The following is a 26,456-nucleotide window of genomic DNA, read 5'->3' on the forward strand; positions in this document are numbered from 1 at the left end:
GCGGGCTCACGCCGTTCCATGCGGCGATCTCGTCCACGTCAGGGCTCATGTCTTTCCATGCCTCCTTCGACCCGGCTCGATCGGCGCAATGACCTTGCGTACGGGCGCTGTTGGGGTGGTGCGGATTTACGGAACGGGTGCCGGGGCCGGCATCTCGTGGAGGCGGCTGACCGGGGAGAGTGCGATCGGGACCAGCATCACGGCGGAGAGCACGGCGGCCAGCCACAGGGCCTCGTGCAGTCCGAGCGCACCGGCCAGCAGACCACCGACCGGACCGCCGAGCGCGCCGCCGCCGTGCATCAGCGTGCGCATCGCCGCGGTCATCCGGGCCATCAGCGGGTCCGGCGTGATGGTCTGCCGCAGGCTGACGATCACCACGTTGGCGACGCTGAGCGAGGCGTAGAAGACCAGGAACGAGGCGATGAAGACGCCCGTCACCATCAGCTTGGAGCCGCCCGCGGCCGGGATCAGCAGCGGGGCGACGAAGATCCCGGAGACCGAGACCAGGTAGGCCTTGCCGACGCTCACCCGGCGGATCACCGTGCCCGACAGTGCCGAGCCGGCCAGTCCGCCGACCGCTCCGACGCCGAGGACCAGGCCGATCGTCGCCGCCGACAGATGCTGCCCGCGCACGGCGTAGAGCAGGAACAGCGACAGGATCATCACGCTGAAGAAGTTGCAGGCGCAGCCGACGAGGGCGATGGCCCGCAGCAGCCGGCTGCCGAACACGAAGCGCAGGCCCTCGACGAGATCGGCCCGGATGCTGCGCCGCCGCTCCGGCTTCGCGGGCCGGGGCTCCGGGGTCCTGATGGCCAGCAGCGAGACGATCGACAGCAGGTAGGTGACGGCGTTGACCGCCATGGCCGTCGGCGCGGTCAGCGCGTTCACCAGCACGCCCGCGACACCCGGCCCGGCCACGTCGGCCGAGGACGAGGTGGTGCTGAGCTTGGTGTTGGCCTCCACGAGGTGGCGTCGGTCCTTCACCAGCACCGGCACGTACGACATCCAGCTCACGTCGAACAGCACCTGGGCGACGCCGATGCCGAACGCGACGGCGTACAGGAGCGGCAGGTTGAGCACGTCGGCCGCGGAGAGCGCCGGGACCAGGCCGATCAGCACCATGCGGGCCGCGTTGGCACCGATCATCACCGGGCGCTTGCGGACCCGGTCCACCCAGACGCCGAAGAGCATGGCGAGCCCGAGGAACGGCACGAGCTGGAGGAAGCGCAGCACACCGAGTTCCTCGGCGCTGGCGTCGAAGACCAGCACGGCGGCGAGCGGCAGCGCGAGGGTGGTCACCTGGGTGCCGTACAGGGAGAGGGTCTCCCCGGTCCAGAAGACCAGGAAGTCCCGGTTGCGCCACAGCCCGCCACCGCGGCGGCGGGGGGCCGCCGAGCCCGCCGCCGCCGTGTCCTCCACCGCGTCCGCGGGCTCCGGATCCGGCGCCTGCGTCGTCGTGTCCTCGGGTATCGCCATGCCTATCCCTCCGCCGGGGCGAGAGCGGACCGGGCCTGCGCGAGGCCCTGCCGCACCAGGCCGGCGAGCGTAGCGAACGCCTCGCCGGCCCAGATCGAGTCGTGGTCGCCCGTGATCGTGTGCCGCTCGACGCGGGGGGCGAGCGTCTCCCAGCGCGTGCGCGCGTCCAGGGAGTCGGCCGCCTTGAGGAAGAGCACCCGGCCCGCGTACGGGCCCCGGTGCTCGTACGCGTACAGCGCCTCGGCGTGGGCGCGGAACACGTCGTAGCGCTCCTGGAGGAACTCCTCGTCGAACTCCTCGGGAAGCACCTCGTCCCCGGCCGCGGTGACAGCCGTCCACACCGCCTCGGGGGTGACGTCGTCGGGGTAGGGCGTCAGCAGCGCGTCCAGCGCCTCCGGCGGCTCCCCCATCGCCGTCACGAGGTCCCGCAGGAAGGCGTGCAGCAGCGCCTTCTCCGGCGGCAGCGGGAACGGCTGGGGCACCGTCGCGTCGATGAGGACGAGCAGCGGCACCTCCTCGCCGGCCTCCACGAGCCGCTGGGCCATGTGGTAGGCGACCACACCGCCGAGCGACCAGCCGAGCAGCAGGTACGGTCCCCGCGGCCGGGCCGACCGCAGGGACGCCAGGTGCCGTTCCGCGAGCGCCTCGATCGAGTTGAGGGGCGCCCCGCCGTCGTCGAACCCCGGCGCCTCGAAGCCGTACGACGGCTGCTGAGGGCCGAGGAGTTCGGCGAGCCCCGCGTACACGTAGCCCGAACCGGAGACCGGGTGCACGCAGTACAGCGGCGGGTGGGTGCCGTCCTCGCGGAGCGGCACCAGGGTGGTCGAGTCAGTCACGGCCGGCCTTGGCGGCGAGCAGTTCGTCGATGGCCTCGGCCACGCCGCCCACGGTGGCGCCGCCGTAGAGCATCCGGACGTTGATCTTCACGCCGAAGGCCTTGTTGATCCGGCTGACCGCCCGCATCGCCTGGAGCGAGTTGCCGCCGAGTTCGAAGAAGCTGGCGTCCGCGCTGATCTGATCGGCCTTCAGGACCGTGGCGAAGGCCTCGGCGACCCGCTCCTCGGTGGGCGTGGCGGGGGCGACGTAGGCCCGGCCTTCCGTACCGTCGGCGCCGTACGACGGCTCGGGCAGCGCGTGCCGGTCGATCTTCTTGGCGAGCGTGAGCGGGAACTCGTCCAGCTTCACCCAGGCGGTCGGCACCATGTACTCGGGCATCGACTCGCCGAGGTGGCGGCGGAGTTCGGCGAGGGTCGGGGCCTGGTCGCCGAGCACCGTGTAGTAGCCGACGAGCTGCTTCTCGCCCTGCGGGTCCGCCTTGAGCAGCACCAGGGCCATGCGGATCTGCGGGTGGGCGACCAGCGCGGACTCGATCTCGCCGAGCTCGATGCGCAGGCCGCGCAGCTTGACCTGGTTGTCGATGCGGCCGATGAAGTCGACCTGGTAGTCCGGGGTCCAGCGGACGAGGTCGCCGGTGCGGTAGACCCGGCCGGTGGGCTCGAAAGGGTTGGGCACGAACTTCTCGTCGGTCAGCTCGGGCAGGTTGAGATAGCCGCGGGCCAGGCCGTCCTCGCCGCCGATGAGCAGCTCACCGGGGACACCGACCGGGGCGAGGTTGCCGTGCCGGTCGACCACGTAGTGCAGACGCCCGTACTCGGGGCGGCCGATCGGCGGGGCGGAGCGCCACTCGATGTGCTCGCAGAGGTACTCGGTGCAGGCGATGGCCGCCTCGGTCGGGCCGTACAGGTTCACGAACTTGCGGCCGGGGATGTTCCACTTGTTGACCAGCTCGGCCGGCAGGACCTCGGCGCCGCCCATGATGTATTTCAGGTGCGGGTACGGTCCGCCGTCGAGCAGCGAGAGCAGGGTCGGCGAGAGACCGACATAGGTGACGCGCTGCTCGCGGATGAGGGTGCCGAGCGCCTCGGGCGACGAGGCGTCCTCGGGCGAGACGAGGACCAGCGTGGCGCCGGTGATCAGCGCGGTGTAGATCTCGCCCTGCGACATGTCGAAGATCAGCGACGGCTGCTGGAGCAGCCGGTCCTCGGGGGTGAATTCGCCGAACGTGTGCCGGTACGCCTCGATGAACACGCGCAGGCTGCGGTGCTCGATCATCACGCCCTTGGGGCGGCCGGTGGAGCCCGAGGTGTAGAGGACGTAGGCGAGGGTCTCGCGGTCCGCGAGCTCTTCGAGCGGCTCGGTGTCGGACTCGGCCTCGATGGCCGCCCAGTCCGCGTCGATGAGCACGACCTTCCGGTCCTCGCTCGTCGGGAGCCCGCCCGCCACATCGGCGCGGGTGATGACGACCGGGGCCGCGGTGTCCTGGAGCATGTAGTCGATACGGGCGGCCGGGTGCGAGGGGTCCATGACCGCGTAGGCGCCGCCGGCCCGCATGACGCCCAGCATGGCCACCAGGGCGTCCAGGTCGCGGTCCATGACGATGCCGACGACCTGTCCGGGGCGTATCCCGCGGGCCCGCAGATGGCGGGCGAGCTTGCCGGAGCGGCGCGCCAGTTCGCCGTACGTCATCTCCACCCCGCGGCAGACCGCGGCGACGGCGTGGGGGGTGCGCTCGGCGACCTGGAGGACGGTGGTGTGCACCGGGTCGTGGCTGAAGTCGAAGTCCGGGCCGCGGCCCGCCTCCAGCAGCAGCCGGCGCTCGTCCTCGCCGAGCATCGCCAGCTTGGAGATCGGCTGCTCGGCGTCCTCGACCGCGGCGGCCAGCACGTTCTGGATGTGCCGGGCCATCGCCTCGATGCGGATGCCGTCGAACAGGTCGGTGGTGTACTCGGCGACGAACCGCAGCCGGTCCGCGCTCTCCAGGAACGTCAGCGACAGGTCGTAGCGGGAGCGCGGGACGGCGACGTCCAGCTGTTCGTCGGTGAGCCCGGTCAGGCCCAGGTCGGAACCCCCGGTGCCGCTGCCGAGCAGCTGGGTGCCGATCTGGAACAGCGGGTTGCGGCCCGCCTCACGGGCCGGCTGGACATGGCTGACGATCTGGTCGAACGGCACGTCCTGGTTGTCGTACACGTCCATGTTGGCGTCCGCGACCCGCTCGATCAGCTCGGCGAAGGTGGGGTCGCCGGACAGATCGGTGCGCAGCACCAGCATGTTGATGAACAGGCCGACGACGTCCTCGAGTTCGGGCTCCGTGCGGCCGAGCATGGGGATGCCGAGCGGGATGTCCTCCTGGCCGGTGTAGCGGCCGACCACGACGTTCAGGGCGGTCGTCAGCACCATGAACAGGGAGGCGCCCTCCTGCTGCGCGAGCGCCCGCGCCCCGTGGAGCAGTTCGGCGGGGAAGTCGAAGGTGAGGGTCTCGCCGTTCTGGGTCGGGGTGGCCGGACGCGCGCGGTCGGCGGGCATCTCCACCACCGGCAGCCCGGCGAGCTTCCCCTTCCAGAACTTCAGCTGCTGCTCCCAGGAGTCGCCCCCGTGCTGCTCGCGCTGGGCCCGGACGTGGTCCTCGTACGTCGCCTCCAGCTCGGGGAGCGCGGGCTGCGTGCCCTGGACGAAGGCGTTGTAGGCGCCGGAGATCTCGCGGTTGATCAGGGCCGACGACCAGCCGTCGGTGTTGATGTGGTGGAAGACCAGCACCAGGACGTGGTCCTCGGCGGACAGCCGCAGCAGCGAGAAGCGGTACAGCGGCCCGGCCGCCAGGTCGAAGGGGGCCTCGCTGCGGGCGCGCAGAGTTGCGTCCAGGTCGGCGTCCGCCAGGTCGACGATCTCCAGGTCGACCTCGCCCGCGGGCGCGACGACGCCGTACGGGGTGCCCTCGGCGGAGCGGAAGGTCGTGCGCAGCGCCGTGTTACGGGTGACCAGGGAGGTCAGCGCCCGGTGCAGGGCCCCGACGTCGAGGGTGCCGCGCAGCCGGTACGCCACGGGCACGTTGTAGGTGATCTCGCCGGGGCTGAGCTGGTCGAGGAACCACAGCTGCTCCTGTGCGAAGGAGAGCGGGGTGCGGGTCTCGTCGGTCGGCCTGCTGGCCCGGGTCGCTTCTTCGTTGGGCTGGCTCATGGTCACACTGCTCCACTTGTCATGTTGCGCACGGCCTGGGGCCGCAGGACGGGGTCGAGCCGTCGCAGGCCTTCGGAGATGAGATGGGGGTCCCGTGCGAAGCACAGGCGGAATCCGTCGGGGCCGCCGAGCGTCTCGCCCGGCATGAGCAGAACTCCGGTGTCCAGCACCCGGCGGCACAGGTCGAGCGGCGCCTCGCCGGTGAGCAGCCGGAACCAGGCGAAGGGGGTGCCCCGCGGTTCGGTGAGCCGGACCGCGTCGGTGTTGCGCGCGGCCCAGGCGCGGACCACGGCGAGGCCTTCCCCGGTCAGCGTGCGGTACCGCTCGGTGTAGTGGTCGCGGCGCTCCAGCACGTCGCACGCGAGTGTCTCGCACAGCACGGAATTGCCTATGTTGGAGAGGAACTTGCGCTCCGTGCAGGCCACGACGAGCTCGGGCGGCCCGTACAGCCAGCCGATGCGCAGGCCGGGAAAGCCGTAGACCTTGGAGAGGCTCGACACGGAGATCGTCCGCTCGAGGCGGGTGGCGGCCGAGTCCTTCAGCTCCAGCGCGTAGTCCTCGTCGAGCAGGAGGTACGCGCCCGTGCGGGCGGCCAGGGTGTGCAGCGCGGCCAGGTCGGCGTCGGAGACGCGCTGACCGGTCGGGTTGCAGGGGGTGTTGACGACGATCAGCCGCAGGTCGGGGCCCGCGACGGCGGCCGCGGCCTCGACGTCGACGGTGAGGTCCGGGCGGTGGTCGAGGATGTCGACCCGGCAGCCCAGTTCGGCCGGCATGTCCCAGGACTGCTGCCAGCCGGGCCGGAAGGTGATGACCTGGTCGCCGGGGCGCAGCAGCGCGTTGTAAACGAGGTAGAGCGCCTGCTGGGCGCCGTGGGTGATCAGGACGTGGTCGTCGTCGGTGCCGTAGAGGTCCGCGACCAGGGCGCGCAGCCTGGGTATGCCGCGGTTGTGCCCGTAGTCGAGTTCGAGGCCGCCGAGGGGGGTCAGTTCGTCGAGAGTGCCGCAGGGCAGGTTGCTGTCGCCGAGGTCGATGTCGTAGCGCCCGGCGGCGTCGTCGAACACCCAGCGGCGCATGGGGTACGTGGAGACGGTCGTCGCAGTGGTCATCGGGCGGTCCCCGGGTGGGTCGGGACGGTCGCGGTCATCGTGCGGTCTCCAGCTTGTTCCGGAAGACGGGTGAGAAGCGGCCGCTGCTGATCCGCTCGGCGGTGCCGGTCATGGAGACGGAGCCGTCCGCCGCGATCGAGACGTCGATCCGGCCGCCGGGCATGCGTACTTCCACGTCCGGGCCGGTCAGGCCGAGGGCGTGCGCGGCCGCGGCGGCGGCGCAGGCGCTGCTGCCGGAGGCGAGGGTGTAGCCGGCGCCGCGTTCGTAGACCTCGATGGCGATCGTCCGGCGGTCCACGATCGCCAGGAACTGCACGTTCGTGCGTCCCGGGAAGCGGGTGTGTCCGGCGATCAGGGGCCCCAGTTCGCGGGCGAGGCCGGCGGAGATCTCCGCCAGCGGGACGACCGCGTGCGGGTTCCCGTTGTGCACGGAGGTGACCGCGAGGCGGCGCCCGCCGACGTCGAGGCTCTCGCCCGTCGCCCCGAACTCGGGCCGGCCCATGCCGACCTGGACGGTCCCCGAGGCGAGGTCGAGGATGCGTACCGGTACGTCACCGGCGGCCGTGCGGAGCGGGAACTCCTCGTCCCCGCTCCACGGCTCGCCGTAGGTTTCGGCCAGATGCAGAGCGAACATCCGCAGTCCGTTGCCGCTCTTCTCGCACTCGGTGCCGTCGGAGTTGAACATCCTCAGGCGCACCGGTTCACCGGCTTCCGGTGCCCCGAGCGGTCCGAACAGCACTCCGTCCGCGCCGACCCCGAAGTGCCGGTCGCACAGCAGCCGCACGGCCGCGGGGCCGGGCGTGAAGTCGCTGCCGCGCGGGTCGACGACCACGTAGTCGTTGCCGAGCGCGTGGTAGGTGAAGAACTCCGCGGACTCCTCGAACTCCGCGGGCGGCGAGGACGCCGAAGGCGTCGACGCGGGTGTCACGACCGTCGAGGACGTCGAATGTTCGCCCATGCTCTGTGCCGGCTCCTGTTCCTGCTGTTGTCTGCCGAGGTCCGCGTCAGCTCTCGGCGCCGTCGGCCAGCGCGGCCTCGTCGTGCTCCTCGCCGTACCACTTCTCGGCCCAGCGGGAGAACGCGATGATGACGATGTCGCGGTTGGCGGGGCCGCCGTCGGCCGACTCCACGTCGGTGACGTCGTGGGCGAGGCCGCGGTCGTCGAGGAGCACCGCGTGGCCGGGCTCCAGCGTGCCGGTCCAGAACGGGGCGTCGGCGCCCGGCTCCCACAGCCGGGTCTGCGCGCCGGCCACGTTGTTCTTGTTCAGGACGGCGATCATGACGAACTCGTGTCCGTCGTGGTGCACGCCCTCCGGGGTGAGCGGGCCCGCGTAGTCGCCGTCGGCCCGGGTCCGGTTCTGGTGGACGTTGATCTGCCAGTCCTCGGACCGGTCGAGACCCAGCTCCTCGATGCCGTGCGAGATCAACGGCACGAAGTCGGCCTTGATGGGCTGGTAGACGCGGCGGATGCCGCCACCGACCTTGTTGAACTTGGTGAAGGTGGTGTAGTCGCGGTGGGCCAGCAGCTCGAAGGTCCAGCCCTCGGTGCCCTCGGGGCGCAGCCGGTACTGGGAGAACCGCTTGAAGCGGGTGCCGTTGCCCATGTACTCGTCGACCGGCAGGTCCTCGTAGCTGTCGAGGAGCTCCTGAGAGACCTCCGGCAGCTCGATCAAAGCGAATTTCTGCTCGTTGAGCGGCATGACGGACTCCTTCTGGATCGTGTGACGTGGGTCAGACGGCGACGGCGGGCATGCGCTCGTCGAGGTAGCGGGCGGAGGAGTTGAGCCGCCACAGGGTGCCGCGGGCGATGGCGCGCCGCATGTGCTCCGACTCGGCCGCGGGGATGACCACGTTGTGGAACCAGCCGGCGGCGTGCTGGGAGTCGACCGTGATGTGCAGCCGGTGGTAGACGATGCCGATGTCCGGCAGGCCGAGACGCTCCCAGGCGTGCACGACCTGCACGAAGCGGTCGGGAACCAGCCATTCCGTCATGCCGAGGAAGCCGACGGCCTCCGGGTAGTACTGCCGGTAACGGCACAGCAGGACGGCCAGGTTGCCGGAGAGCAGCGCGTTGGCGGTCAGCGAGCGCTCCAGCTCGTCGGCCGGGATCTCGAAGACCTCGAAGATCTTGTTGAAGAGGTGGGTGTGCACCTCTTCCGGCTTGCCGTTGCCCATCTCGTCCCAGAAGTTCTGGGCGATCTCCATCTTCGCGGCGCCGCTGGTGCCGACCTGCATCATCGCCAGCAGGTCGTCGAACCGCCCGTCGACGACCGACTCCTGCATCACATAGGTGCGCAGGTCGGCGGAGGTCGCCTCGTCGCGGATGAACTCCCGGTAGTAGGGGTGCTTGTAGACGCGGTGTTCGCGGGCCAGCTTCTTCAGCCAGGAGAGGTAGGCGGCGGGCTCGGCGGGCGCCTGGTCGATCAGGCCGGGCTCGATGTAGCCGTCCTCGGCCTCGATGGTGGCCTCTTCGAGCAGGCGGGTGATCGTGTGCAGCAGGACGGACCCCTCGGCGGAGGGGCCCTCGGGTATCAGGGTGTGCAGCCCGTAGATGCGGGCGAGGAGACGCTGCTGCGCATAGAACGCCTCGGAGTCGCCGAGCCGCGCGTCGTCGTTGAGGGAACGGATCGCGTCGAGGATCGCGTCGCGCTCCGCTCCTGTTACAGCCTTGTCAAGTTCGGCCGGATTCCTGGGCAGCCAGGAAGACACCTCGTCGACGATCTGCGCGTAAGTCTTCGGCTGCTGAACGGAGGTGGACTCGTTGAGAGTCTGCATGGGGGCCCCTTCTGAAACGCGCCCATGGCTTAGTGGACGCGCGTTGATTGATCTACGGTGTGCCTGAAGTGCACGAAACCGATACGAACGGAGGCGCGGCGAAGCAGGTGACGCTCAACAGAGTCGAACGGCACCTGGCTGACAGACCGCCGGGCCAGCCGGAGAAAGGGTGTGGACACACCCCTGTGAGTCGAGGCGCCCGACCGGCGCCTTCGCTGAATGGCCGCATCACGGGAGGCGCGGCAGGTCGAGCCCCGCAGCGCGTGCGGGACTCCGGGACTACTGCCGCGCCCGGCCGGACATGGGCGGTGGTGCTAGTTCGCGTGGCGTGCGACCACACCCCAGGCGAGGTCCGCCTGGACGTTCGTCTGCGAGTGCGCGCCGTCGGTGATGTGACAGGACCCCAGGACCGTGACGGTCAGCACACCGGCGGCGACTCCGCACACCAGCGCTCGCAAAGAACGAATGGAAATCTTGTCGTGCACGCTAGTTCCCTCCCCATAACGGTCGGGGATCTTCCCGCCGCTCGGGAAAAGCATGCCTTTTCCGGTGCGCAACAGGAACCGGATCGGAGCGGCACGACTACGCAGTGCAAGATCCTGCAGGACCCAAAAGATGACTGAATACGACGAACAAGACGAACATCACGACCTCGGCCGGGCCGCGCGCCCCGGCGACTTCGAGCTCCCCGACGTCAGCGGTTTCGATCTGCTCCAGTACCGGGAGTCCCTCACGCAGGGCAGGCGCCCGCGGGAGGAGACGTCTCAGGCGCTGCTCCGTCTGCATCTGCTGCACCCCGTGTCCGAGGCGTCGGACGTGTGCGTCCCGGTGTCCCCGAGCGCCGCGGTGGACGCGCTGGTCGCACCGCTGGAAGAAGAGCGGCTGAAGCTGCGCAAGAAGATCAACGACATCCGGTCCGCCATGGCGGCCTTCGACGCGGTGCACTCGGAGGTCCGCAGCAAGGAGGCGGTCCCGCTGACTCTGCTGGTCGGCGGCGCCGCGATCAGCGCCTCGGTGACGAGTTCCGCCCGCGCCAGCGAGCGGGAGATCATCACGGTACAGCCAGGTGGCAGTCGTCCGCCCGAACTTCTGGCCGAGACGATGGAGTTGAACATGTCCCTGCTGGCCCGCGGCGTCCGGCAGCGCACGCTCTACCAGCACTCGATCCGCAAGCACCAGCTCACGATGGACTACAGCCGTCAGGTGGTGGCGGCCGGTGCCGAGATCCGGACAGTGACCGAGATCTTCGAGCGGCTCATCATCTGCGACGACACCGTGGCGTACATCCCCACCAACGACGAGCGCGCCAACGAGGCCCTGGAGATCCGGCACCCCGCACTGATCCGCTATCTGCGGGCCGGTTTCGAGCGGGCCTGGGAGGGGGCGGAACCCATCAGCCCGGCCGATCCGCTGCCGAAGCGGGCCCGCGAGGACGCCATTCTGGTGCGGATCGCCCAACTGCTCGTCGACGGTCACACCGACGAGTCCATCAGTCAGCGGCTCGGCATCGGGGTGCGGACGGTGGCCAAGCGGATCAGCACGCTCTCCGGCCGGCTCGGCAGCCGCAGCCGGGGACAGCTCGGCTATCTGATAGCCCGCTCCGGAATGCTCGACGAGCCCTCTCCCCCTGCCCCGCCGGCTCCTCCCTCGGGCTGAGCCCCGCCGAATATCTGCCGGTACGCGCCGGGTGTGGTGCCGACGGCCGTACGAAAGCGGCGGCGCAGGTTGACGGCGGAGGCGAGGCCGACCCGGGTGGCGACGGTCTCCACCGGCAGGTCGGTCTGCTCCAGCAACACGCGTGCCGCGTCGATGCGTCGGCCCAGCAGCCACTGTCCGGGGCTGGTGCCGAGCTGCTCGGCGAAGCGCCGGGCGAGCGTCCGGCTCGACAGCCCGGCGCGCTCGGCGAGCCGGTCCAGGGTCAGCCGGCCGTCGAGGTGGGCGGTGGCCCACTCCAGCAGCGGTGCCAGCGACTCGTCCGTGCGGGCCGGGGCGGGCCGCACGGCGTACTGGAGCTGACTGCCCTCGCGGTGCGGTGGCAGGACCATGCTGCGGGCCACCTCGGTGGCGTACGCGGCGCCGTGGTCGGAGCGTACGAGGTGCAGGCACAGGTCGATCCCGGCGCCGATGCCGGCGCTGGTCGCCACGTCGCCGTGGTCGACGTAGAGCACGTCCGCCTCGACCCGCACCTCGGGGAAGGCGGCCGCGAGTTGGCCCGTGCGGCGCCAGTGGGTGGTGGCGGCGCGGCCGTCGAGCAGCCCCGCCTGGGCGAGGACGAACGCGCCCGTGCAGATGGAGATGATTCTGGCGCCGCGCCGGTGCGCGGCCCGCAGCGCCGCGAGGACGCGGGCGGGCGCGGGAGTGCCGGGCGGCTGCCAGCCCGGTACGACGACGGTGTCCGCCTCGTCCAGCGCGTCGAGGCCGTCCTCGACGAGCATCGCGTAGCCGACGGTGGTCGGCAGCGGCCCCGGGTGGTCGGCGCAGACCCGGAAGTCGTAGTGGGCCGGGAGCTGCGGGCGGACCGTGCCGAAGACCTCGGCGGCGCAGGCCAGTTCGAAGGGTGACTGCGGTGGGTTCAGCAGGGCCGTCACCCGGTGCCGGTTCATGGCATGAATGTACCCCCTGATGTCTTTCCTGACTCTTGAGCGGGGGATCCGCCTGCGGGAGATTGGCAGCATGAGCAACATCACCGACACCGGGAAGTACGCCGTCCAGGTCGCCGAGGTGCCGCCGGAGGAAGTGACGCCCGGGATCGTGCGCCGTCCGCTGCCGAAGACCGACAACGCCCGCGGCTGGCTGATCGACTTCGCCCCCGGGACCGAGTGGCCGGAAGTCGACGTCCACGCCTCCGAGGAGCGCTACTACGTCCTGAACGGGGAGGTCATCGAGGGCGAGGAACGCCACGGCCCCGGCAGCTACGTCGTGTTCGCCCCGGGCAGCAGCCATCGCCCCCGCAGCGACATCGGCGCCACGATCCTGGGCTGGACGGACCTGCCGGGGGCATGACGGCCCGGCTGTCTCAGGCCCCGGCCAGGTCCAGCTCGCCCACGACCTGGTCCCCGCTGATCTCCCCGGTTCGCCGGAAGCCGAGGCGGAGATAGAACGGCTCGGGGCCGCCCTCGCCCTCCGCCCAGGTGACGGTGACCCGGGACCCGCCGCGGCGGCGGATCTCCGCGCGGACGGCGTCCACGGCGAAGCGGCCGTACCCGCGCCCCTGCCGGCCGTGCCCGATGTTGAGGCGCCAGAGGCCGGACCGGGGGCGGTCGTCCGGGTCGTCGGGGTTGAAGCGGATGTCGAAGAAGGCCATCACGAACCCGACGAGTTCGTCACCGTCGTAAACGAGCCGGGGCCAGGCCGTCGCGGGGTGCACGTACGCCTCGGCGAGCGACTTCACCACCGGGGACACGAACCGCTCCTGGCCGGGCCCGACCTTCAGGGCGATCGCCGCGTCGATGTTGTCCGGGGTCACCTTCTCCAGGCGCAGCCGGTGCGAAGAGCCGCCCGGCCCGTGCGGGTCGGGCGAGCCGGGCGGTGTGGCCATGCCGGTCAGTCCTTCTCCGCGCGTTCGGCGTCCCCGCGTTCCACGCAGAACTCGTTGCCCTCGGGGTCGGCCAGGAGGACCCAGCCGGTGCCGTCGGGACGGGTGTGGTCGGCGACCTTCCGTGCCCCGAGCCCGAGGGCCCGCTCGACCTCTTCGTCCCGGGTGCATCCGCGGGGCCGGAGATCGAAGTGGATCCGGTTCTTCACCGACTTGCCCTCCGGGACGCGCAGGAAGAGCAGGCTCGGGCCGCCGTCGGGGTCGCGGATCAGCGCCGCCGGGTCACCGGGCTTGTCGTCGTCGTCCAGCGGCCGGCCGAGCAGGGCGCTCCAGAAGAGCCCGACGTCGTACGGGTCGCCGGTGCAGTCGAAGGTGATGTTGTGGATGACCGGCGTCAACCGGCTCGTCTCGCCCATGGATTCAGGCTCCCGTCTCGCCGTCGACCAGCTCGCGGATGATGTCCAGGTGGCCGTTGTGGCGGGCCGTTTCCTCGATGAGGTGCAGGATCACCCAGCGCAGGTCGACATGGCGGCCGTCGCGGATGGGGCGCTTGGCGGTGGCGTCCAGGTCATGCTCCGCGACCAGCTCCCGGTAGCGGGCGCACTGTTCCTCGTACTCGGCCAGGACGTCCGCCGGCGGCATGTCCACGGCGATGCGCATCTCGCGGTCGGGGTCCTCGTCCGTCCAGGGACCCTCGTCCTCCTCGCCCAGGAACACCACCTGGAACCACCAGTACTCCACCCAGCGGAGGTGGTTGACCACTCCGCTCAGCGTCATCAGCGGGGAGCCGGGCAACGGTGCCTTGACGGCGTCCTCGGGCGAGACGCCCTCGCACTTGGCCCGGGCGGTGGCACGTACGTAGTCGAGGAAGGTGGCCAGCTGCGTGCGCTCGTCCCAGGCGGGAGGCGTATCGGTTCGTGTCATCGCATGGGAGCATCCCGGACCTCCGCACGCTTGTCGAACGAATAAGTGACTGGACCGTGGTGCGGTTCCCGTCCGCCCCCGCCCCTCGCTCCCGCGTACCACAAAGATCCACAAAGTTCGCTCCGGAGGCCCCACAACCCCACCGCGGACCTGGCAGACTGCCCCGGATGGCCGACCGCTCGTTCTCCGACACCACCCTCGCCGGACTGTACGACGCCCTCAACCCCTGGGGCCCGAGTGAGGACTTCTACCTGGGACTTGTGATGTCCGCGCAGAGCGTGCTGGACGTCGGCTGCGGCACCGGCGCCCTGCTCGGGCGGGCCCGCGGCGCGGGGCATCCAGGACGCCTGTGCGGGCTCGACCCCGCCGCGGCCATGCTCGTCCAGGCCCGCCGGCGCCGCCCCGACGTCGAGTGGGTGCTCGGCGACCTCCGCTCGCAGCGGTGGCAGGGCGCCTTCGACCTGGTCGTGATGACCGGGCATGCGTTTCAAGTGCTGGTCGGGGACACGGAATTGAGGACCTGTCTGGCCGGCGTGCGCGAAGCCCTCGCGGACGGCGGCCGGTTCGTCTTCGAGACCCGGAACCCGGCTGCCCGTGCCTGGGAGTCGTGGACCCCGGACCGGGTGCGTGAGGTCCCGCGGGTCGACGGCGGTGCCGTACGCGTCCGGCACGAGGTCGAACCGCCCGTCACCGGCGATCGCGTGACCTTCACCGAGACCTTCACCAGCCCCGCCTGGGAGCACCCCCGGGTCAGCCGGAGCACCCTGCGCTTCCTCGCACCCGACGCGCTCACCCGCTTCCTGGCGGAAGCCGGCCTGACGGTCGCCGAGCAGTACGGCGACTGGGGGCGGGCACCGCTCACCCCCACCAGCGCGGAGATCATCACCGTGGCCGAAATCGCCCCCTAGCCGCGACTCCCCTCAGCCCTCCCCTCAGCCCTCCGCGCCGCCCTCCTCCAGTGCCACCAGGGCCGGGTCGAGCACGATGTCCTCCTCGCGGGCGCCGGTCGTCGGGTCCTCCGGGAAGTGGCAGGCCGTCAGGTGGCCGTCGCGGTTGCCGGAGATCCGGACCAGCGGCGGCTCCTCGGCCGCGCACTTGTCCTGCGCCTTCCAGCAGCGCGTGCGGAAACGGCAGCCGGACGGCGGGGAGATGGGGGACGGCACATCGCCGGCCAGCCGGATCCGTTCGCGCCGCGTCTCGCCGCCGCCGTCCAGGTCGACCTCGGGGACCGCGGAGAGCAGCGCGTGCGTATAGGGGTGGCGGGGGCGCGCGTAGATCGAGTCGCGGTCGCCGACCTCGATCACCTTGCCGAGGTACATCACGGCGACGCGCTGCGAGAAGTGCCGTACGACGGCCAGGTCGTGGGCGATGAACAGGAACGCGATCCCCAGGTCCTTCTGCACCTGCTGGAGGAGGTTGACCACCTGGGCCTGGATCGACACGTCGAGCGCGGAGACCGGCTCGTCGGCGACGATCAGCTTCGGCTCCAGGGCCAGCGCCCGGGCCACACCGATGCGCTGGCGCTGGCCGCCGGAGAACTCGTGCGGGAAGCGGTTGTAGTGCTCGGGGTTGAGACCGACGATCTCCAGCAGCTCACGGACCCGCTTCTCCCGGCCGCCGCTCGGCCGGATCCCGTTGATCTCCATCGGACCCGCGATGATCTTGCCGACGGTCTGCCGGGGGTTCAGCGAGGAGTACGGGTCCTGGAAGATCATCTGGATCTCGGACCGGATCGGCGCGAGCTGCTTGCGGCTGGCGTGGCTGATGTCCTGGCCGCGGTACGTGATCCTGCCGCTCGTCGGCTCCAGCAGGCGCGTGATCAGCCGGCCGGTCGTCGACTTGCCGCAGCCGGACTCGCCGACCAGGCCGAAGCTCTCGCCGACGTTCACGGTCAGGTCGATGCCGTCCACGGCCTGCACGGCGCCGACGGTCCGCCGGATCGGGAAGCCGCCCTTGACCGGGAAGTGCTTGACGAGGCCTTCCACCACGAGCAACGGCTCCCCCGGGTCGTCGGCGGCGCCCTCGCGCGGGGCGGGCAGGGTGAGGTCGCCCTGCACGGCGTCGGCCTTCACGGCGTCGGCCTTCACGGCGTCACCTTTCGCGGCTGCGCCCTTCGCGGCGTCACCCTTCGTGGCCCCGCCCTTCACGACGTCGACCTTCTCGACGCCGTCCCTCCCGACGTCGCCCTTGATGACGTCTTCCGTCATGACGTGTCTCTCCCTACCGCAGCCGGGGTTTGATCTGCTCGATGAAGATGGTCCGCTTCTGCTCCGCCGTGAGGTGGCAGGCCCCGCCCCGCCCGGGTGGCAGCAGCGGGAGTTCGTCCACGCAACGCGTCCCGCCGACCTCGCCCCGGAAGGTGCACCGGGGGTGGAAACGGCAGCCCGACGGCGGGTTCAGCAGCGAGGGCGGTGCCCCCGGAATCGGCGCGAGGGGTGCGGCGAGGTCCGAGTCGATCCGCGGCATCGAGTTCAGCAGGCCCCAGGTGTAGGGGTGCTGGGGCGAGCGCAGCACCTCCTCGACCGTTCCCCGTTCGACGGCGCCGCCCGCGTACATCACCATGATGTCGTCGGCCATGTCGGCGATGACGCCGAGGTCGTGGGTGATGAAGATGATCGCCGAGCCGAACTCCTGCTGGAGGTCCTTGAGCAGGTCGAGGATCTGGGCCTGCACGGTCACGTCGAGGGCGGTCGTCGGCTCGTCCGCGATCAGCAGATCGGGGTCGCAGACCAGGGCCATCGCGATCATCGCGCGCTGCCGCATACCGCCGGAGAACTGGTGCGGATAGTCCTTCGCCCGGTCCTTGGGCCGGGGAATGCCGACCTTGCCGAGCATCTCCACCGCACGGTCCCAGGCCGTCTTCCTGGAGGCCCCAGTGTGTTTCATGAACGGTTCGGCGATCTGCCGGCCCACGGTGTAGTACGGGGACAGGGCGGTCAGCGGGTCCTGGAAGATCATCGCGACCTTGTTGCCGCGCAGCTTCTCCAGCTCGGACTCGCGGGCGGTGATCAGCTCCTGTCCCTCCAGCACGATCTCGCCGTCGATCTCGGTGAACATCGGGTTGTGCAGTCCGAGGATGGTCAGGTTGGTCACCGACTTGCCGGAGCCCGACTCCCCCACGATGCCGAGGGTCTGCCCGCGTTCGAGGTCGAAGGAGAGGCCGTCGACGGCCTTGACGACCCCGTCCTCCGTCTTGAAGCGGACGTGCAGGTCACGCACCGAGAGGAAGGCGCCCGCGTCCGACGGGGAGGGAACGCCCGATTCCTTGGTCACAGTGGTCACGGAGTGCTCCTAGGACAGCCGCACGCGCGGGTCGATGAAGGCGTAGCAGGCATCCACGATGATGTTGAACAGCAGGATCATGGCGGCGGAGAACAGCATCACCCCGAGCAGCAGCGGCAGATCGCTGAAGAACACCGACTGCACCGCCAGTTGGCCGAGACCCGGCAGACCGAAGGTGTACTCGGTGATGATCGCGCCGCCCAGCAGGGAGCCGAGGTCGATGCCGAAGATGGTGACGATGGGGATCAGCGAACCGCGCCAGGCGTAGCGGAAGAAGACGTACTTGCGCGACATGCCCTTGGCGCGGGCGGTGCGTACGTGCTCCTCCTGGAGCTGCTCGATCATCGACGAGCGCGCCATACGTGTGTACTGCGCGGCGAAGATGGTCGACAGCACGACCCACGGGATGATCAGTCCGGTGAACCAGGTGACCGGGTTCGCGGTGAACTCGTGGTAGGCGGGCTTGTCGAAGAGGTGGGTCTGGTACACGAGAGCGGCCAGCGCCAGCGGGCCCAGGAAGTAGATCTGCATCGAACTGAGCACCATCGACCCGGCCGTGACGGTCTTGTCGATCAGCGTGCCGCGCTTCCAGGCGGCGAGCAGTCCGGTGCCGAGGCCGATGAGCAGGAAGAAGACGCACGCGCCCAGCGTCAGGGAGACGGTGGTCGGCAGGCGGTCCATCAGGGTGCCCCAGACCTCCTCGTTGGTGTGGTACGAGTAGCCGAAGCACGGGGCGGGGCAAGGGCCCTGGGTGAATTCCTCGCTGCCCAGCACGAGGTTGTGCAGGAAGATCCAGTACTGCTCGGGGATCGACTTGTCGAGGCCGAGCACATGGTGGATGTTCGCGAGGTTCGCCGGCGTGCACGTCTTCCCGCACATCAGCAGTCCGGGATCACGCGGCATTCCGAAGAACAGCAGGAACGCGACGATGCTCAGCAGAAAGAGGATGACGCCGGCGCCGAGTGTCCGGCGAATGAGGAAGCGCAGCATGGCAGGGGCAGCTCTCAGACGTCAGCGGGCCCGGCGGGGCCCGGTGCGCCGCCCGCGTCGCTGAGCAGGCGGGCGCACCGGGCTCCGGTGGGGCGGCGGTTACTTGACGAACAGGCGTCGCGGGTCGATGCCGCCGATCACGTCGTCGTAGGCCAGGCCGCCGACCTTCGAGCCGGCGATCTGGATCTGCTTGTAGTAGGCGGTCGGGACGACGTTCACTACTTCCTTGACCAGGTACTGGTCGATCTTCTCCCACCCGGCCGCGGACTTCACCGGGTCGGTGATCTTGTTGACGCGGTCGATCTCGCTGTTGACGTGGGGGTCGTTGACCTGCGAGTAGTTCTGCGCACCGTCGGCGATCGCGCGGCCGTCGAACACCGGCGGGATCACGGTCGAGGCGGACGGCCAGTCGGCACCCCACGCGGTGTGGAAGATGTCGTAGTTGTTGTCGAGCTTGCTGACCTGGTCGTAGTACGTCTCGGCCGGGATCTCCTGGCGCTGGACGTTGAAGCCGGCCTTCTTCAGGCCGGCCGCCATGGCGGTGGAGTACTGCTGGCCCTCGGGCGTGTTGATGTAGCCGAAGGTCAGCTTCATGCCGACCTTGCCGGCCTCCTTCAGCAGCGCCTTGGCCTTGACCGGGTCACCCGCCGGTTTCTTGATCTTGCCGAACGGGTCGAAGGAGGCGTCGTAGCCGCTCACGGTCGGGCTGATCAGACCGCCGGCGACCTGCATCGCGTCGGTGCCGCCGTAGGCCCGGACGAACGGTGTGATCGGCAGGGCGTAGGCGATGGCCTCGCGGATCTTCTTGTCCTTGAGGGCCGGGTGGCTCATGTTGATGTTCATCTGGCCGACGTAGGGCTGGAAGCCGCCGACCGTACGGGACTTCATCTTCGGGTCGCTGAGGACCTTGGAGAGGTTGCCCGCGTCGACCTGGTTGTTGAAGCTGACGCCGGCCTGGTCGGCGCCGCTGTCGGCGAGGAGCGTCTTGGTGGACGTCTCGTACTGCTGGTTGAACGTGAAGTTGAACCGGTCCACGTACTGGTGGCGGATCGGGTCCGTCTTCGGGTCCCAGCTGGTGTTCTTCACCAGCACCATCGACTTGCCGGACTTGAACGACTGGATCTTGTACGGGCCGGCCGCCACGGGCGCCCTGTCGTACTTCTCCTTGGTGTCGCCCTTCTGGGACACGACCGCGTAGCCCGCCATGGCGAGGGCGTACGGCAGGTCGGGGTGCGCCGTCTTGAAGTGGAAGACGACGGTCTTCGCGTCCGGTGTCTCCAGGACACTGTCCGGCAGGTGCTTGCCCTTGTACGGGCCGTCCTTGAGCAGCTTGCGGTAGTCGGCACCCGGGGTGTCGGCGAGCCACTGCTGGAGGTAGGGCGGCCCCTGGTTGATGAAGGGCGCGAAGAGGCGTTCGACGGAATGGCGGACGTCCTTGGAGGTGATCGCCGTGCCGTCCTGGAACTTGATGCCGTCCTTGAGCGTGTACTTCCAGGTCTTGCCGCCGTCCGTGGTCGTACCGGAGTCGGTGGCGAGGTCGCCGACCACCTCGTGCTTGCTGCCGTCGTTGCTGGTGGCCTTGTAGCCGGTCAGGCCGCGGTGGAGCAGCGTGGCGACGGAGCCCTCGTCGGAGACGTAGATCTGGGCCGGGTCGAGGTGGGCGTAGCTGTCACGTTGCAGGACCTCCATCGTGCCGCCGGTCTTGGCGCCCGGTACGGCGGCCGCGGGACCCGTGGAGTCCTTCGCGTCGCCGAACTTGATCGACGCCTGCTGCCGCTGGGCGTTCTCCTTGTCCTTCTTGTCGTTGTTGCCGCTGTCGCTGCCGCCCTTGCTGCAACCGGTGAGCACGAGAGCTCCGGCCGCGAGCACTGAGATTGCGGCATATGCGTGGCGTCCGCCCCTACTCATCACTCAGTTTCCACCCATCTGTGTGTCACCAGTGCGAAGAAAGTGCTTACGACGAAGTGCGGTTGACATGCGATTGAAGTGCGGTCCTGAAGTCAGGGCGAAGGCCCGCGACCTGGCGGTCAGCGCGCCGTCTTGGGATCGAAGGCATCCCTGACCGAGTCCCCGAGCAGGTTGAACGCGACGACGAAGATGATCATCGAGACGCCGGGGAAGAACATGTAGGTGATGTCGTTCTGGAGCACGAGCTCGGTCGACGCCTTGGCGAACATCTGACCCCAGTCGGGCGTCGGTTCGACGATGCCGACGCCGAGGAAGGACAGGCCGGCCTCGATCGTGACGAAGTTCGGGAGCAGATACGTGGACTGCACCAGGAGCGGTGTCACCACGTTGGGCAGGATCTCCTTGCGGATGATGCGCCAGGGGGACGCCCCGCTGACCCGGGCCGCCTCGATGAACTCGCGCTCCCGCAGGGACAGACTCGTGCCGCGCAGGATACGGGCGAGGCTCATCCAGCCCAGGAACCACTGGACCGCGATGAGGGCGACGACCCGCACATACGTCGGTGTCTCGTCGCGCGGGCTCACGAAGAGGGAGACCACCACCGGCATGCTCGCGATGAAGAACAGCTGCGACGGGAAGGCCAGCAGGAAGTCGATCACCCGGCTGATGAAGAAGTCTGCTTTGCCGCCGAGGTAACCCGCCGCGACCCCGAGCAGGATGCCGGTGAGCACGACCGTGATCGTCACCGCGATGGAGATCATCAGCGAGGTGCGGATGCCGTAGATCAGCTTGGTGAAGACGTCGTAGCCGTTGCCGGGTTCGAGCCCGAACCAGAACTCGCCGCTGATACCGCCGTTGGGCTGCACCGGCACGCCGGCACTGTCGAACAGCTCCGGGCGCTCGTCCGCGTACACGGTGTACGGGTTCTTGCCGTACAGCTTGGAGATCAGCGGGGAGAGCAGGCCGAGGAGGAAGAAGAAGCCGACGACGTAGGCGGAGATCACTCCGGCACGGTCGCGTTTGTAGCGGATCCACATCAGCCGGCCAGGCGATCGGCCCACCAACTGCGCGGCCCCCGACCCCTTCTTGGGGTCTTTCTCGTCGTCCGCGACGACCGACGGACCGCCGCCCTCGACCTCAAGAGGACTCGTCATGATTCGTCCAATTCATGGGTACGCCGAGCCGGTGGCCGCCACAGGCGAGGGCGGCCACGGCTTGGACCATGCGGATCGGGAAGACGTATGCCTATCGGTCGCGGAACGCGAGAACTCGCGGATGAACACGCGTAGTTGGCATTGACGGCCTCCTCATGACTCAACCGGTGCACGGACAGGAGGGGTATGTGACAGACCTCCGACACCCCTGACGGAGGGCCAAACACCCCACTGTGCTCGTGAGTCGGCGCTGTCCCCACAGCGCATGACCCATTGACCCGAGCGTTGCGGCTAACTATCTGACATGGGGTAGATACCGACCACAGTCTTTAGGTCTCGGTTCAATCACAGCTGACGCGTACATCTTCCAAAATACGGACAAAGCGTTCGCCGTGAGAAGGCCACGAAACGGACGTGTTACATGTCTATCGGTCGGAACGCTCCGCATTCCGGACGCCACGGCGGGAAAACCGGTTGCGCTACGTGTCCGGAACGGCTAGATGTACCGCCCGTCCCTCAGAAGCGCGGGCGTACCACGGACACACAGAAGCCCGGGTGCCCCCATCGCGGGGGCACCCGGGCTCAAGTGTCAGTGGATCAGCCGTGCTTGGCTCGGCTGGCGGTGCGACCGCGCTCCTTCTGGTCCAGGACGACCTTGCGGATGCGCACGGCCTCCGGAGTCACCTCGACGCACTCGTCGTCGCGGCAGAACTCCAGCGACTGCTCGAGCGAGAGCTTGCGCGGCGGGACGATCGCCTCGAACGAGTCGGCCGAGGAGGAGCGCATGTTGGTGAGCTTCTTCTCCTTGGTGATGTTCACGTCCATGTCGTCGGCGCGCGAGTTCTCGCCGACGATCATGCCCTCGTACACCTCGGTGCCGGGGTCGGTGAACAGCACGCCGCGCTCCTGGAGGTTCGTCATCGCGAAGGCGGTGACGGCGCCCGCGCGGTCGGCGACCAGCGAACCGTTGTTACGGGTCGTCAGGGTGCCGAACCACGGCTCGTGGCCCTCGTGGATGGAGTGGGCGATGCCCGTGCCACGCGTGCCGGTGAGGAACTCCGTACGGAAGCCGATCAGGCCACGGGACGGGACGACGAACTCCATGCGGACCCAGCCGGAGCCGTGGTTGGACATGTTGTCCATCCGGCCCTTGCGGACGCCCATGAGCTGCGTGACCGCGCCCATGTGCTCCTCGGGCACGTCGACCGTGAGGCGCTCGACGGGCTCGTGGACCTTGCCGTCGACCTCCTTGGTGACGACCTGCGGCTTGCCGATGGTGAGCTCGAAGCCCTCGCGGCGCATCTGCTCGACCAGGATGGCGAGCGCGAGCTCACCACGGCCCTGGACCTCCCACGCGTCCGGGCGCTCGGTGTCGAGCACACGGAGCGAGACGTTACCGACCAGCTCGCGGTCCAGACGGTCCTTGACCTGGCGGGCGGTGACCTTGCGGTCCTTGACGGCCGCCTTGGCGGAGGCACCCTTGCCGGTGCCGCCACGGCCGACCAGCGGCGAGGTGTTCGTACCGATGACCATGGAGATCGCGGGCTCGTCGACCGTGATCAGCGGGAGCGCGATCGGGTTCTCGGGGTCGGCGAGGGTCTCACCGATCATGATGTCCGGGATACCGGCGACGGCACAGATGTCACCCGGCCCCGCCATCTCGGCGGGCTTGCGGGTGAGCGCCTCGGTCATCATCAGCTCGGTGATGCGGACGTTGGAGACGGTGCCGTCGCGCTTGATCCACGCGACCGTCTGGCCCTTGCGGAGCTCGCCCTGCTCGACGCGCAGCAGCGCGATACGGCCGAGGAAGTTGTCCGCGTCCAGGTTGGTGACGTGCGCCTGGAGGGGGGCCGCCTCGTCGTACGTCGGGGCCGGGACGTGCTGGAGGATCGTGGAGAAGAACGGCTCCAGGCTGTCGCTGTCGGCCGGGACGGTGCCGTCCTGCGGCTTGGTCAGCGAGGCCACACCGTCACGCGCACACGCGTAGACGATCGGGAACTCGATCTGGTCCTCGTCGGCGTCGAGGTCGAGGAAGAGGTCGTAGGCCTCGTTGACGACCTCGTCGATGCGCGAGTCGGGGCGGTCCGTCTTGTTGATGCACAGGATGACGGGCAGGCGGGCCTGCAGCGCCTTGCGCAGCACGAAGCGGGTCTGCGGCAGCGGGCCCTCGGAGGCGTCGACGAGCAGCACCACCGCGTCCACCATCGACAGGCCGCGCTCGACCTCACCACCGAAGTCGGCGTGGCCGGGGGTGTCGATGATGTTGATCGTGATGACGTCGCCGCCATCCTTCGGGTGGTACTTCACGGCCGTGTTCTTGGCCAGGATCGTGATGCCCTTCTCACGCTCCAGATCGTTCGAGTCCATCATGCGGTCGTCGAGCGATTCGGCGGCGTGCGCCGCGAAGGCACCGGCCTGCTTCAGCATGGCGTCGACGAGGGTCGTCTTCCCGTGGTCGACGTGGGCGACGATGGCGACGTTGCGGATGTCGTGGCGCGTGGCCATATTGCGGCGTACTCCCGGAGTGAGTGGATGGCCTGCGCGTACGTCTGTGTTACGCGGGCTCTGCCGGGCTGGACACGCCACGGCCTCACCCCATGGTACGGGGCCCTGACGGAAACAGCCTCCGCAGGGCCCCGCGGCCCCCGGCGACCCCGGGGCCCCGCCGGCTGATCACGCCGCAGGCCCCTACCCCTGGGACGGGCCGGCCGACGGCTTGGCGCCCTTCTTCAGGAAGCCCATGTCCTCGAAGAGCGGTGTCTGGAAGCCGAAGGAACCCGCGTTCGCCAGGGTGGGGCGGGCGGCCGTCAGCTGGGGGCGCTGATAGAGAGGAATCGATCCTGCTGCGGCCCAGATGCGGGCGTCGGCCTTACGGACCAGGTCGCGCGCCTCGTCCTCGTCCAGCGTGGCGATCGCCTGGTCGAAGAGCTGGTCCACCTGGTCCGTGCCGACCCGCGTGTAGTTCTGCTCGACGCTCAGCGAGCCGTCCGCCGCCGGGACCGGCTTGGCGTAGATCGGCCGGGCGTCGGTGGCCGGGAACGCGGAGGCGGGCCACGAGTAGAGCGCGAGGTCGTACTCGCCGGACGCGATGTGGTCCTTGAAGTAGCTGTCGTCGGACACCTTCGAGATCTCCGTACGGATGCCGACTCTGTCCAGCATCCGCGAGATCCGGGCCCCGACGGCCCGCAGGGACTCCGACCCCGGGCCGGACGGCAGGACGAAGCGCAGCGTCAGCGGCTTGCCGTCCTTGGCCAGCACCCCGGCCGACGTGCCGCCCGGCGCCGCGGTGCCCTTCGGGGCGTACGCGCCCGGCGCCCCGCCCCGCCCGACCTGCTCGTGGACGTACTGCCGGCCGTCGATGTGCTTGCCGACCTGGTCGTCGGCGTGCTTCCCGGGCTGCTCGTTGCCGTGCTGCTTCGTGTGGTCCTTGGGGTCCTTCTTCTCCTTGTCGGTCTCGGACGGCTTGTTGTCCTCGCCGACGACGTACGTCCCGTCGTCCCCGGAACCGTCCCCGGAGCCGTTGGTGGGGCGCGCCTTCTTCCCCTCGGACCCGGCCGTCTTCTTCTGCTCCTTGACGGGTCCGCCGAGCACCCAGCCGGCGTCGGTCAGCAGCGCCTGCGCCTCCGTGGTGTCCTGCCCGCCGAGGGCGCCGCTGTTGTCGGCGTACGCCTCCTGCCCGGACAGCGCGAGATGGCTGCCGACCGGCACGACGGGCAGCCCGAGCGGCTGGAGCACGAGCTTGGCCAGCTCGGTGCGGTCGAGGGCACGCGCCACGGCCCGCCGCACGCGCTCGTCGGCGAGGGGACCCCCGGAGCCGTTCAGGGCGAGCTGCGTGTAGGTGGGCTCCAGGGATTTGCGGACCACGAAACCGCCCAGCGCCGACTGCTGGTCGGCGTACTTGGCGATCGCCTTGGTCCGCTTCTTGCGGGCCGAGATCTCCCGGTCGGCGGCCTTCTCGTCGGAGCCGTGCGCCACGGCCCAGGAGCGCAGCGCCCCGGCGGGCGTCGTCGCGGCGCGGGGCCCCGCCAGCGGCTTACCGCCCTTGTCGCGGGCGGCCAGCGTGATCCGCTCGGCCTCCGCCGGGTCGACCTCCGCGAGGTCGACCTTGTCGGCGGCGAGCGCGGCGGCCCGCTGGTCGCGGGGAACGGCACGCAGCACGATCTCGGAGAGCTTGGCGGGGCGGCCCCACCAGCGCGGATTGCGGGCGAGAGCGACCTCGCCCGCCTTGCGGTCGACCTTCGTGAGCCCGAAGGGCCCGGCGGTGACCTTCAGCTTGGTGCGCGCGCCGTCGTTGAAGGAGTCGGGGGTGCCCATGACGTCCTTCGGGTACAGCGGCGAGAACAGCGACTTCCAGTCGGCGTACGGCCTGCTGAAGGTGACCTTGACCTCCAGGTTGCCCTTGCCGCGCTCGATCTTCTCGATGCGGTCGTAGCCGGCGTTGCGGGCGGTCCAGTACGCGCTGTCCTTGCCGGACAGGGCCCGCCACTGGGCGGCGAAGTCGGCGGCGCCGATCTCGCGGCCGTCGCTCCACACGGCCTGCTGGTGGAGCCGGTAGAGCACGACCTGCTTGGGCTCGGTCTCGACGACCTTGGCGGACTCCAGGAAGTCGGGGTTGCGCTGCGGGCGCCCGGAGGCGTCCAGCCGGAACATCGACGGCAGCACGGCCCCGGCGATCCGCGTGGTCGTGGCGTCGGCGTCGGCCTGGAACGTGTTCAAGGTCTCCGGTACGGCGTCCATGGCCCAGCGCAGGGTGCCCCCGTCGGCGACCAGAGCCCGCTCGGCCGGCGCGATGTCCTGCCCGGCGACCGGCTTGCTCACCTCGTCGTCCGCGCCGCAGCCGGTGAGCGCGGGCACCACGAGCACACCCGCGGTGAGGAACACGACCGAGCGCATCACCGCGCGCGGTCCGACGCCGTCGTGGGACATCACTGCTACCTCCGGGTCTCGCGGAACCGCTCCGCTGGGGAGAACAGGGTCGGCTTTGATCACGTTTGGCGGAATATGCGGCTGATCAGATCTATGGACCCACTGAAGGGGAGCGGAGCCACGTGGGGGCGGCGACACGGCGGAGCGCGCGGTGAAGCCCACCCATGCAGCCCAATGGCGCCCGGCGCCGGGTCCGCCGTGCGGGCCCGGCGAAGCCGCTCATGGAGGCAGCGCCCTGTCGCCGGGGGCGCGCCCAGCGCGCCGGGAGCGCGTGGCGGCGCGTTCGGGATGGTGCCATCCTGGAATCCGTGCAGATCTCTTCACACGGCCCGGTTTGACGCGCAACACTCGCAGGCGCATGAACGT

22 protein-coding genes are annotated in these 26,456 nt (G+C 69.7%); 3 read left to right on the forward strand and 19 right to left on the reverse strand.

The features are described from left to right. Positions 1-126: 126 nt before the first annotated feature. The 8 genes from SAVERM_RS16360 to SAVERM_RS42740 all read right to left on the reverse strand — a co-directional run bounded on the left by SAVERM_RS16360 (position 127) and on the right by SAVERM_RS42740 (position 9,856). Entirely contained in the window at positions 127-1,476 is a 1,350-nt protein-coding gene (locus tag SAVERM_RS16360) for an MFS transporter (protein ID WP_078234433.1), read from the reverse strand. A 2-nt stretch (positions 1,477-1,478) separates the two neighbouring features. Continuing rightward, positions 1,479-2,312 carry a thioesterase domain-containing protein gene (locus SAVERM_RS16365; RefSeq protein ID WP_048894579.1) on the reverse strand — a complete coding sequence of 278 codons (834 nt, stop codon included), beginning with the start codon at positions 2,310-2,312 and terminating at the stop codon, positions 1,479-1,481. After that, positions 2,305-5,490 carry a non-ribosomal peptide synthetase gene (locus tag SAVERM_RS16370; protein WP_037645023.1) on the reverse strand — a complete coding sequence of 1,062 codons (3,186 nt, stop codon included), beginning with the start codon at positions 5,488-5,490 and terminating at the stop codon, positions 2,305-2,307. Before SAVERM_RS16370 ends, SAVERM_RS16365 begins: the two co-directional genes overlap by 8 nt. A 2-nt stretch (positions 5,491-5,492) precedes the next feature. After that, positions 5,493-6,596: a pyridoxal phosphate-dependent aminotransferase gene (locus SAVERM_RS16375; RefSeq protein WP_010984590.1), complete on the reverse strand. Its 1,104-nt coding sequence runs from the start codon at positions 6,594-6,596 to the stop codon at positions 5,493-5,495. Between the two features lie 34 nt (positions 6,597-6,630). Continuing rightward, the gene (dapF, locus tag SAVERM_RS16380; protein WP_010984591.1) at positions 6,631-7,554 is read right to left on the reverse strand and encodes a diaminopimelate epimerase; all 924 of its coding nucleotides are present in this window, start codon (positions 7,552-7,554) and stop codon (positions 6,631-6,633) included. Positions 7,555-7,600: 46 nt separating this feature from the next. Then, positions 7,601-8,296: a 2OG-Fe dioxygenase family protein gene (locus tag SAVERM_RS16385; protein WP_010984592.1), complete on the reverse strand. Its 696-nt coding sequence runs from the start codon at positions 8,294-8,296 to the stop codon at positions 7,601-7,603. 31 nt (positions 8,297-8,327) lie between these two features. After that, the gene (locus SAVERM_RS16390) at positions 8,328-9,371 is read right to left on the reverse strand and encodes an iron-containing redox enzyme family protein (RefSeq protein ID WP_037645021.1); all 1,044 of its coding nucleotides are present in this window, start codon (positions 9,369-9,371) and stop codon (positions 8,328-8,330) included. A gap of 314 nt (positions 9,372-9,685) precedes the next feature. Then, positions 9,686-9,856: a hypothetical protein gene (locus SAVERM_RS42740; protein WP_154696726.1), complete on the reverse strand. Its 171-nt coding sequence runs from the start codon at positions 9,854-9,856 to the stop codon at positions 9,686-9,688. 130 nt (positions 9,857-9,986) lie between these two features. Here SAVERM_RS42740 and SAVERM_RS16395 point away from each other — a divergent pair, with 130 nt between their 5' ends. After that, entirely contained in the window at positions 9,987-11,027 is a 1,041-nt protein-coding gene (locus SAVERM_RS16395) for a helix-turn-helix domain-containing protein (protein ID WP_010984595.1), read from the forward strand. On the opposite strand, the gene SAVERM_RS16400 is transcribed toward SAVERM_RS16395, so the two are convergent. Beyond that, on the reverse strand, positions 10,955-11,974 hold the full coding sequence (locus tag SAVERM_RS16400) for a helix-turn-helix domain-containing protein (protein WP_010984596.1): 1,020 nt from the start codon (positions 11,972-11,974) through the stop codon (positions 10,955-10,957). The two genes, SAVERM_RS16395 and SAVERM_RS16400, sit on opposite strands and share 73 nt — an antisense overlap. 70 nt (positions 11,975-12,044) lie before the next feature. Here SAVERM_RS16400 and SAVERM_RS16405 point away from each other — a divergent pair, with 70 nt between their 5' ends. Further along, complete coding sequence (locus SAVERM_RS16405) at positions 12,045-12,374, forward strand: cupin domain-containing protein (protein ID WP_010984597.1); 330 nt, start codon at positions 12,045-12,047, stop codon at positions 12,372-12,374. A 13-nt stretch (positions 12,375-12,387) separates the two neighbouring features. Here SAVERM_RS16405 and SAVERM_RS16410 read toward each other — a convergent pair whose 3' ends face one another. From SAVERM_RS16410 to SAVERM_RS16420, 3 genes are read right to left on the reverse strand one after another with little or no spacing between them, the layout of a single operon-like run. After that, entirely contained in the window at positions 12,388-12,909 is a 522-nt protein-coding gene (locus tag SAVERM_RS16410; protein ID WP_010984598.1) for a GNAT family N-acetyltransferase, read from the reverse strand. A gap of 5 nt (positions 12,910-12,914) precedes the next feature. Then, entirely contained in the window at positions 12,915-13,322 is a 408-nt protein-coding gene (locus tag SAVERM_RS16415) for a VOC family protein (RefSeq protein WP_010984599.1), read from the reverse strand. Between the two features lie 4 nt (positions 13,323-13,326). Then, a complete protein-coding gene (locus tag SAVERM_RS16420) occupies positions 13,327-13,830 on the reverse strand; it encodes a DinB family protein (protein ID WP_010984600.1) in 504 nt (167 codons plus the stop codon). Positions 13,831-13,997: 167 nt separating this feature from the next. Between SAVERM_RS16420 and SAVERM_RS16425 the strand changes: the two genes are divergently transcribed. Further along, positions 13,998-14,738 carry a class I SAM-dependent methyltransferase gene (locus SAVERM_RS16425; protein WP_010984601.1) on the forward strand — a complete coding sequence of 247 codons (741 nt, stop codon included), beginning with the start codon at positions 13,998-14,000 and terminating at the stop codon, positions 14,736-14,738. Positions 14,739-14,762: 24 nt separating this feature from the next. Here SAVERM_RS16425 and SAVERM_RS16430 read toward each other — a convergent pair whose 3' ends face one another. From SAVERM_RS16430 to SAVERM_RS16460, 7 genes are all read right to left on the reverse strand, one after another. Further along, positions 14,763-15,887 (reverse strand): ABC transporter ATP-binding protein, encoded by a 1,125-nt coding sequence (locus SAVERM_RS16430; protein ID WP_037645265.1) that lies wholly within the window; start codon positions 15,885-15,887, stop codon positions 14,763-14,765. A gap of 163 nt (positions 15,888-16,050) precedes the next feature. Next, a complete protein-coding gene (locus SAVERM_RS16435) occupies positions 16,051-17,112 on the reverse strand; it encodes an ABC transporter ATP-binding protein (protein ID WP_010984603.1) in 1,062 nt (353 codons plus the stop codon). 9 nt (positions 17,113-17,121) lie between these two features. Further along, positions 17,122-18,102, reverse strand: coding sequence for an ABC transporter permease (locus SAVERM_RS16440; RefSeq protein WP_010984604.1), 981 nt, complete (start codon positions 18,100-18,102; stop codon positions 17,122-17,124). 99 nt (positions 18,103-18,201) lie between these two features. Further along, the gene (locus tag SAVERM_RS16445) at positions 18,202-20,010 is read right to left on the reverse strand and encodes an ABC transporter substrate-binding protein (protein WP_037645017.1); all 1,809 of its coding nucleotides are present in this window, start codon (positions 20,008-20,010) and stop codon (positions 18,202-18,204) included. Positions 20,011-20,129: 119 nt separating this feature from the next. After that, positions 20,130-21,164, reverse strand: a complete 1,035-nt coding sequence (locus SAVERM_RS16450) for an ABC transporter permease (protein ID WP_010984606.1) — start codon at positions 21,162-21,164, stop codon at positions 20,130-20,132. A gap of 597 nt (positions 21,165-21,761) precedes the next feature. Next, positions 21,762-23,669, reverse strand: coding sequence for a translational GTPase TypA (typA, locus tag SAVERM_RS16455; RefSeq protein ID WP_010984607.1), 1,908 nt, complete (start codon positions 23,667-23,669; stop codon positions 21,762-21,764). 183 nt (positions 23,670-23,852) lie between these two features. Beyond that, the gene (locus SAVERM_RS16460; RefSeq protein ID WP_010984608.1) at positions 23,853-26,090 is read right to left on the reverse strand and encodes an ABC transporter family substrate-binding protein; all 2,238 of its coding nucleotides are present in this window, start codon (positions 26,088-26,090) and stop codon (positions 23,853-23,855) included. Positions 26,091-26,456: the final 366 nt, after the last annotated feature.

The organism is Streptomyces avermitilis MA-4680 = NBRC 14893 (assembly GCF_000009765.2).
GTDB classification, from domain to species: Bacteria; Actinomycetota; Actinomycetes; order Streptomycetales; family Streptomycetaceae; genus Streptomyces; species Streptomyces avermitilis.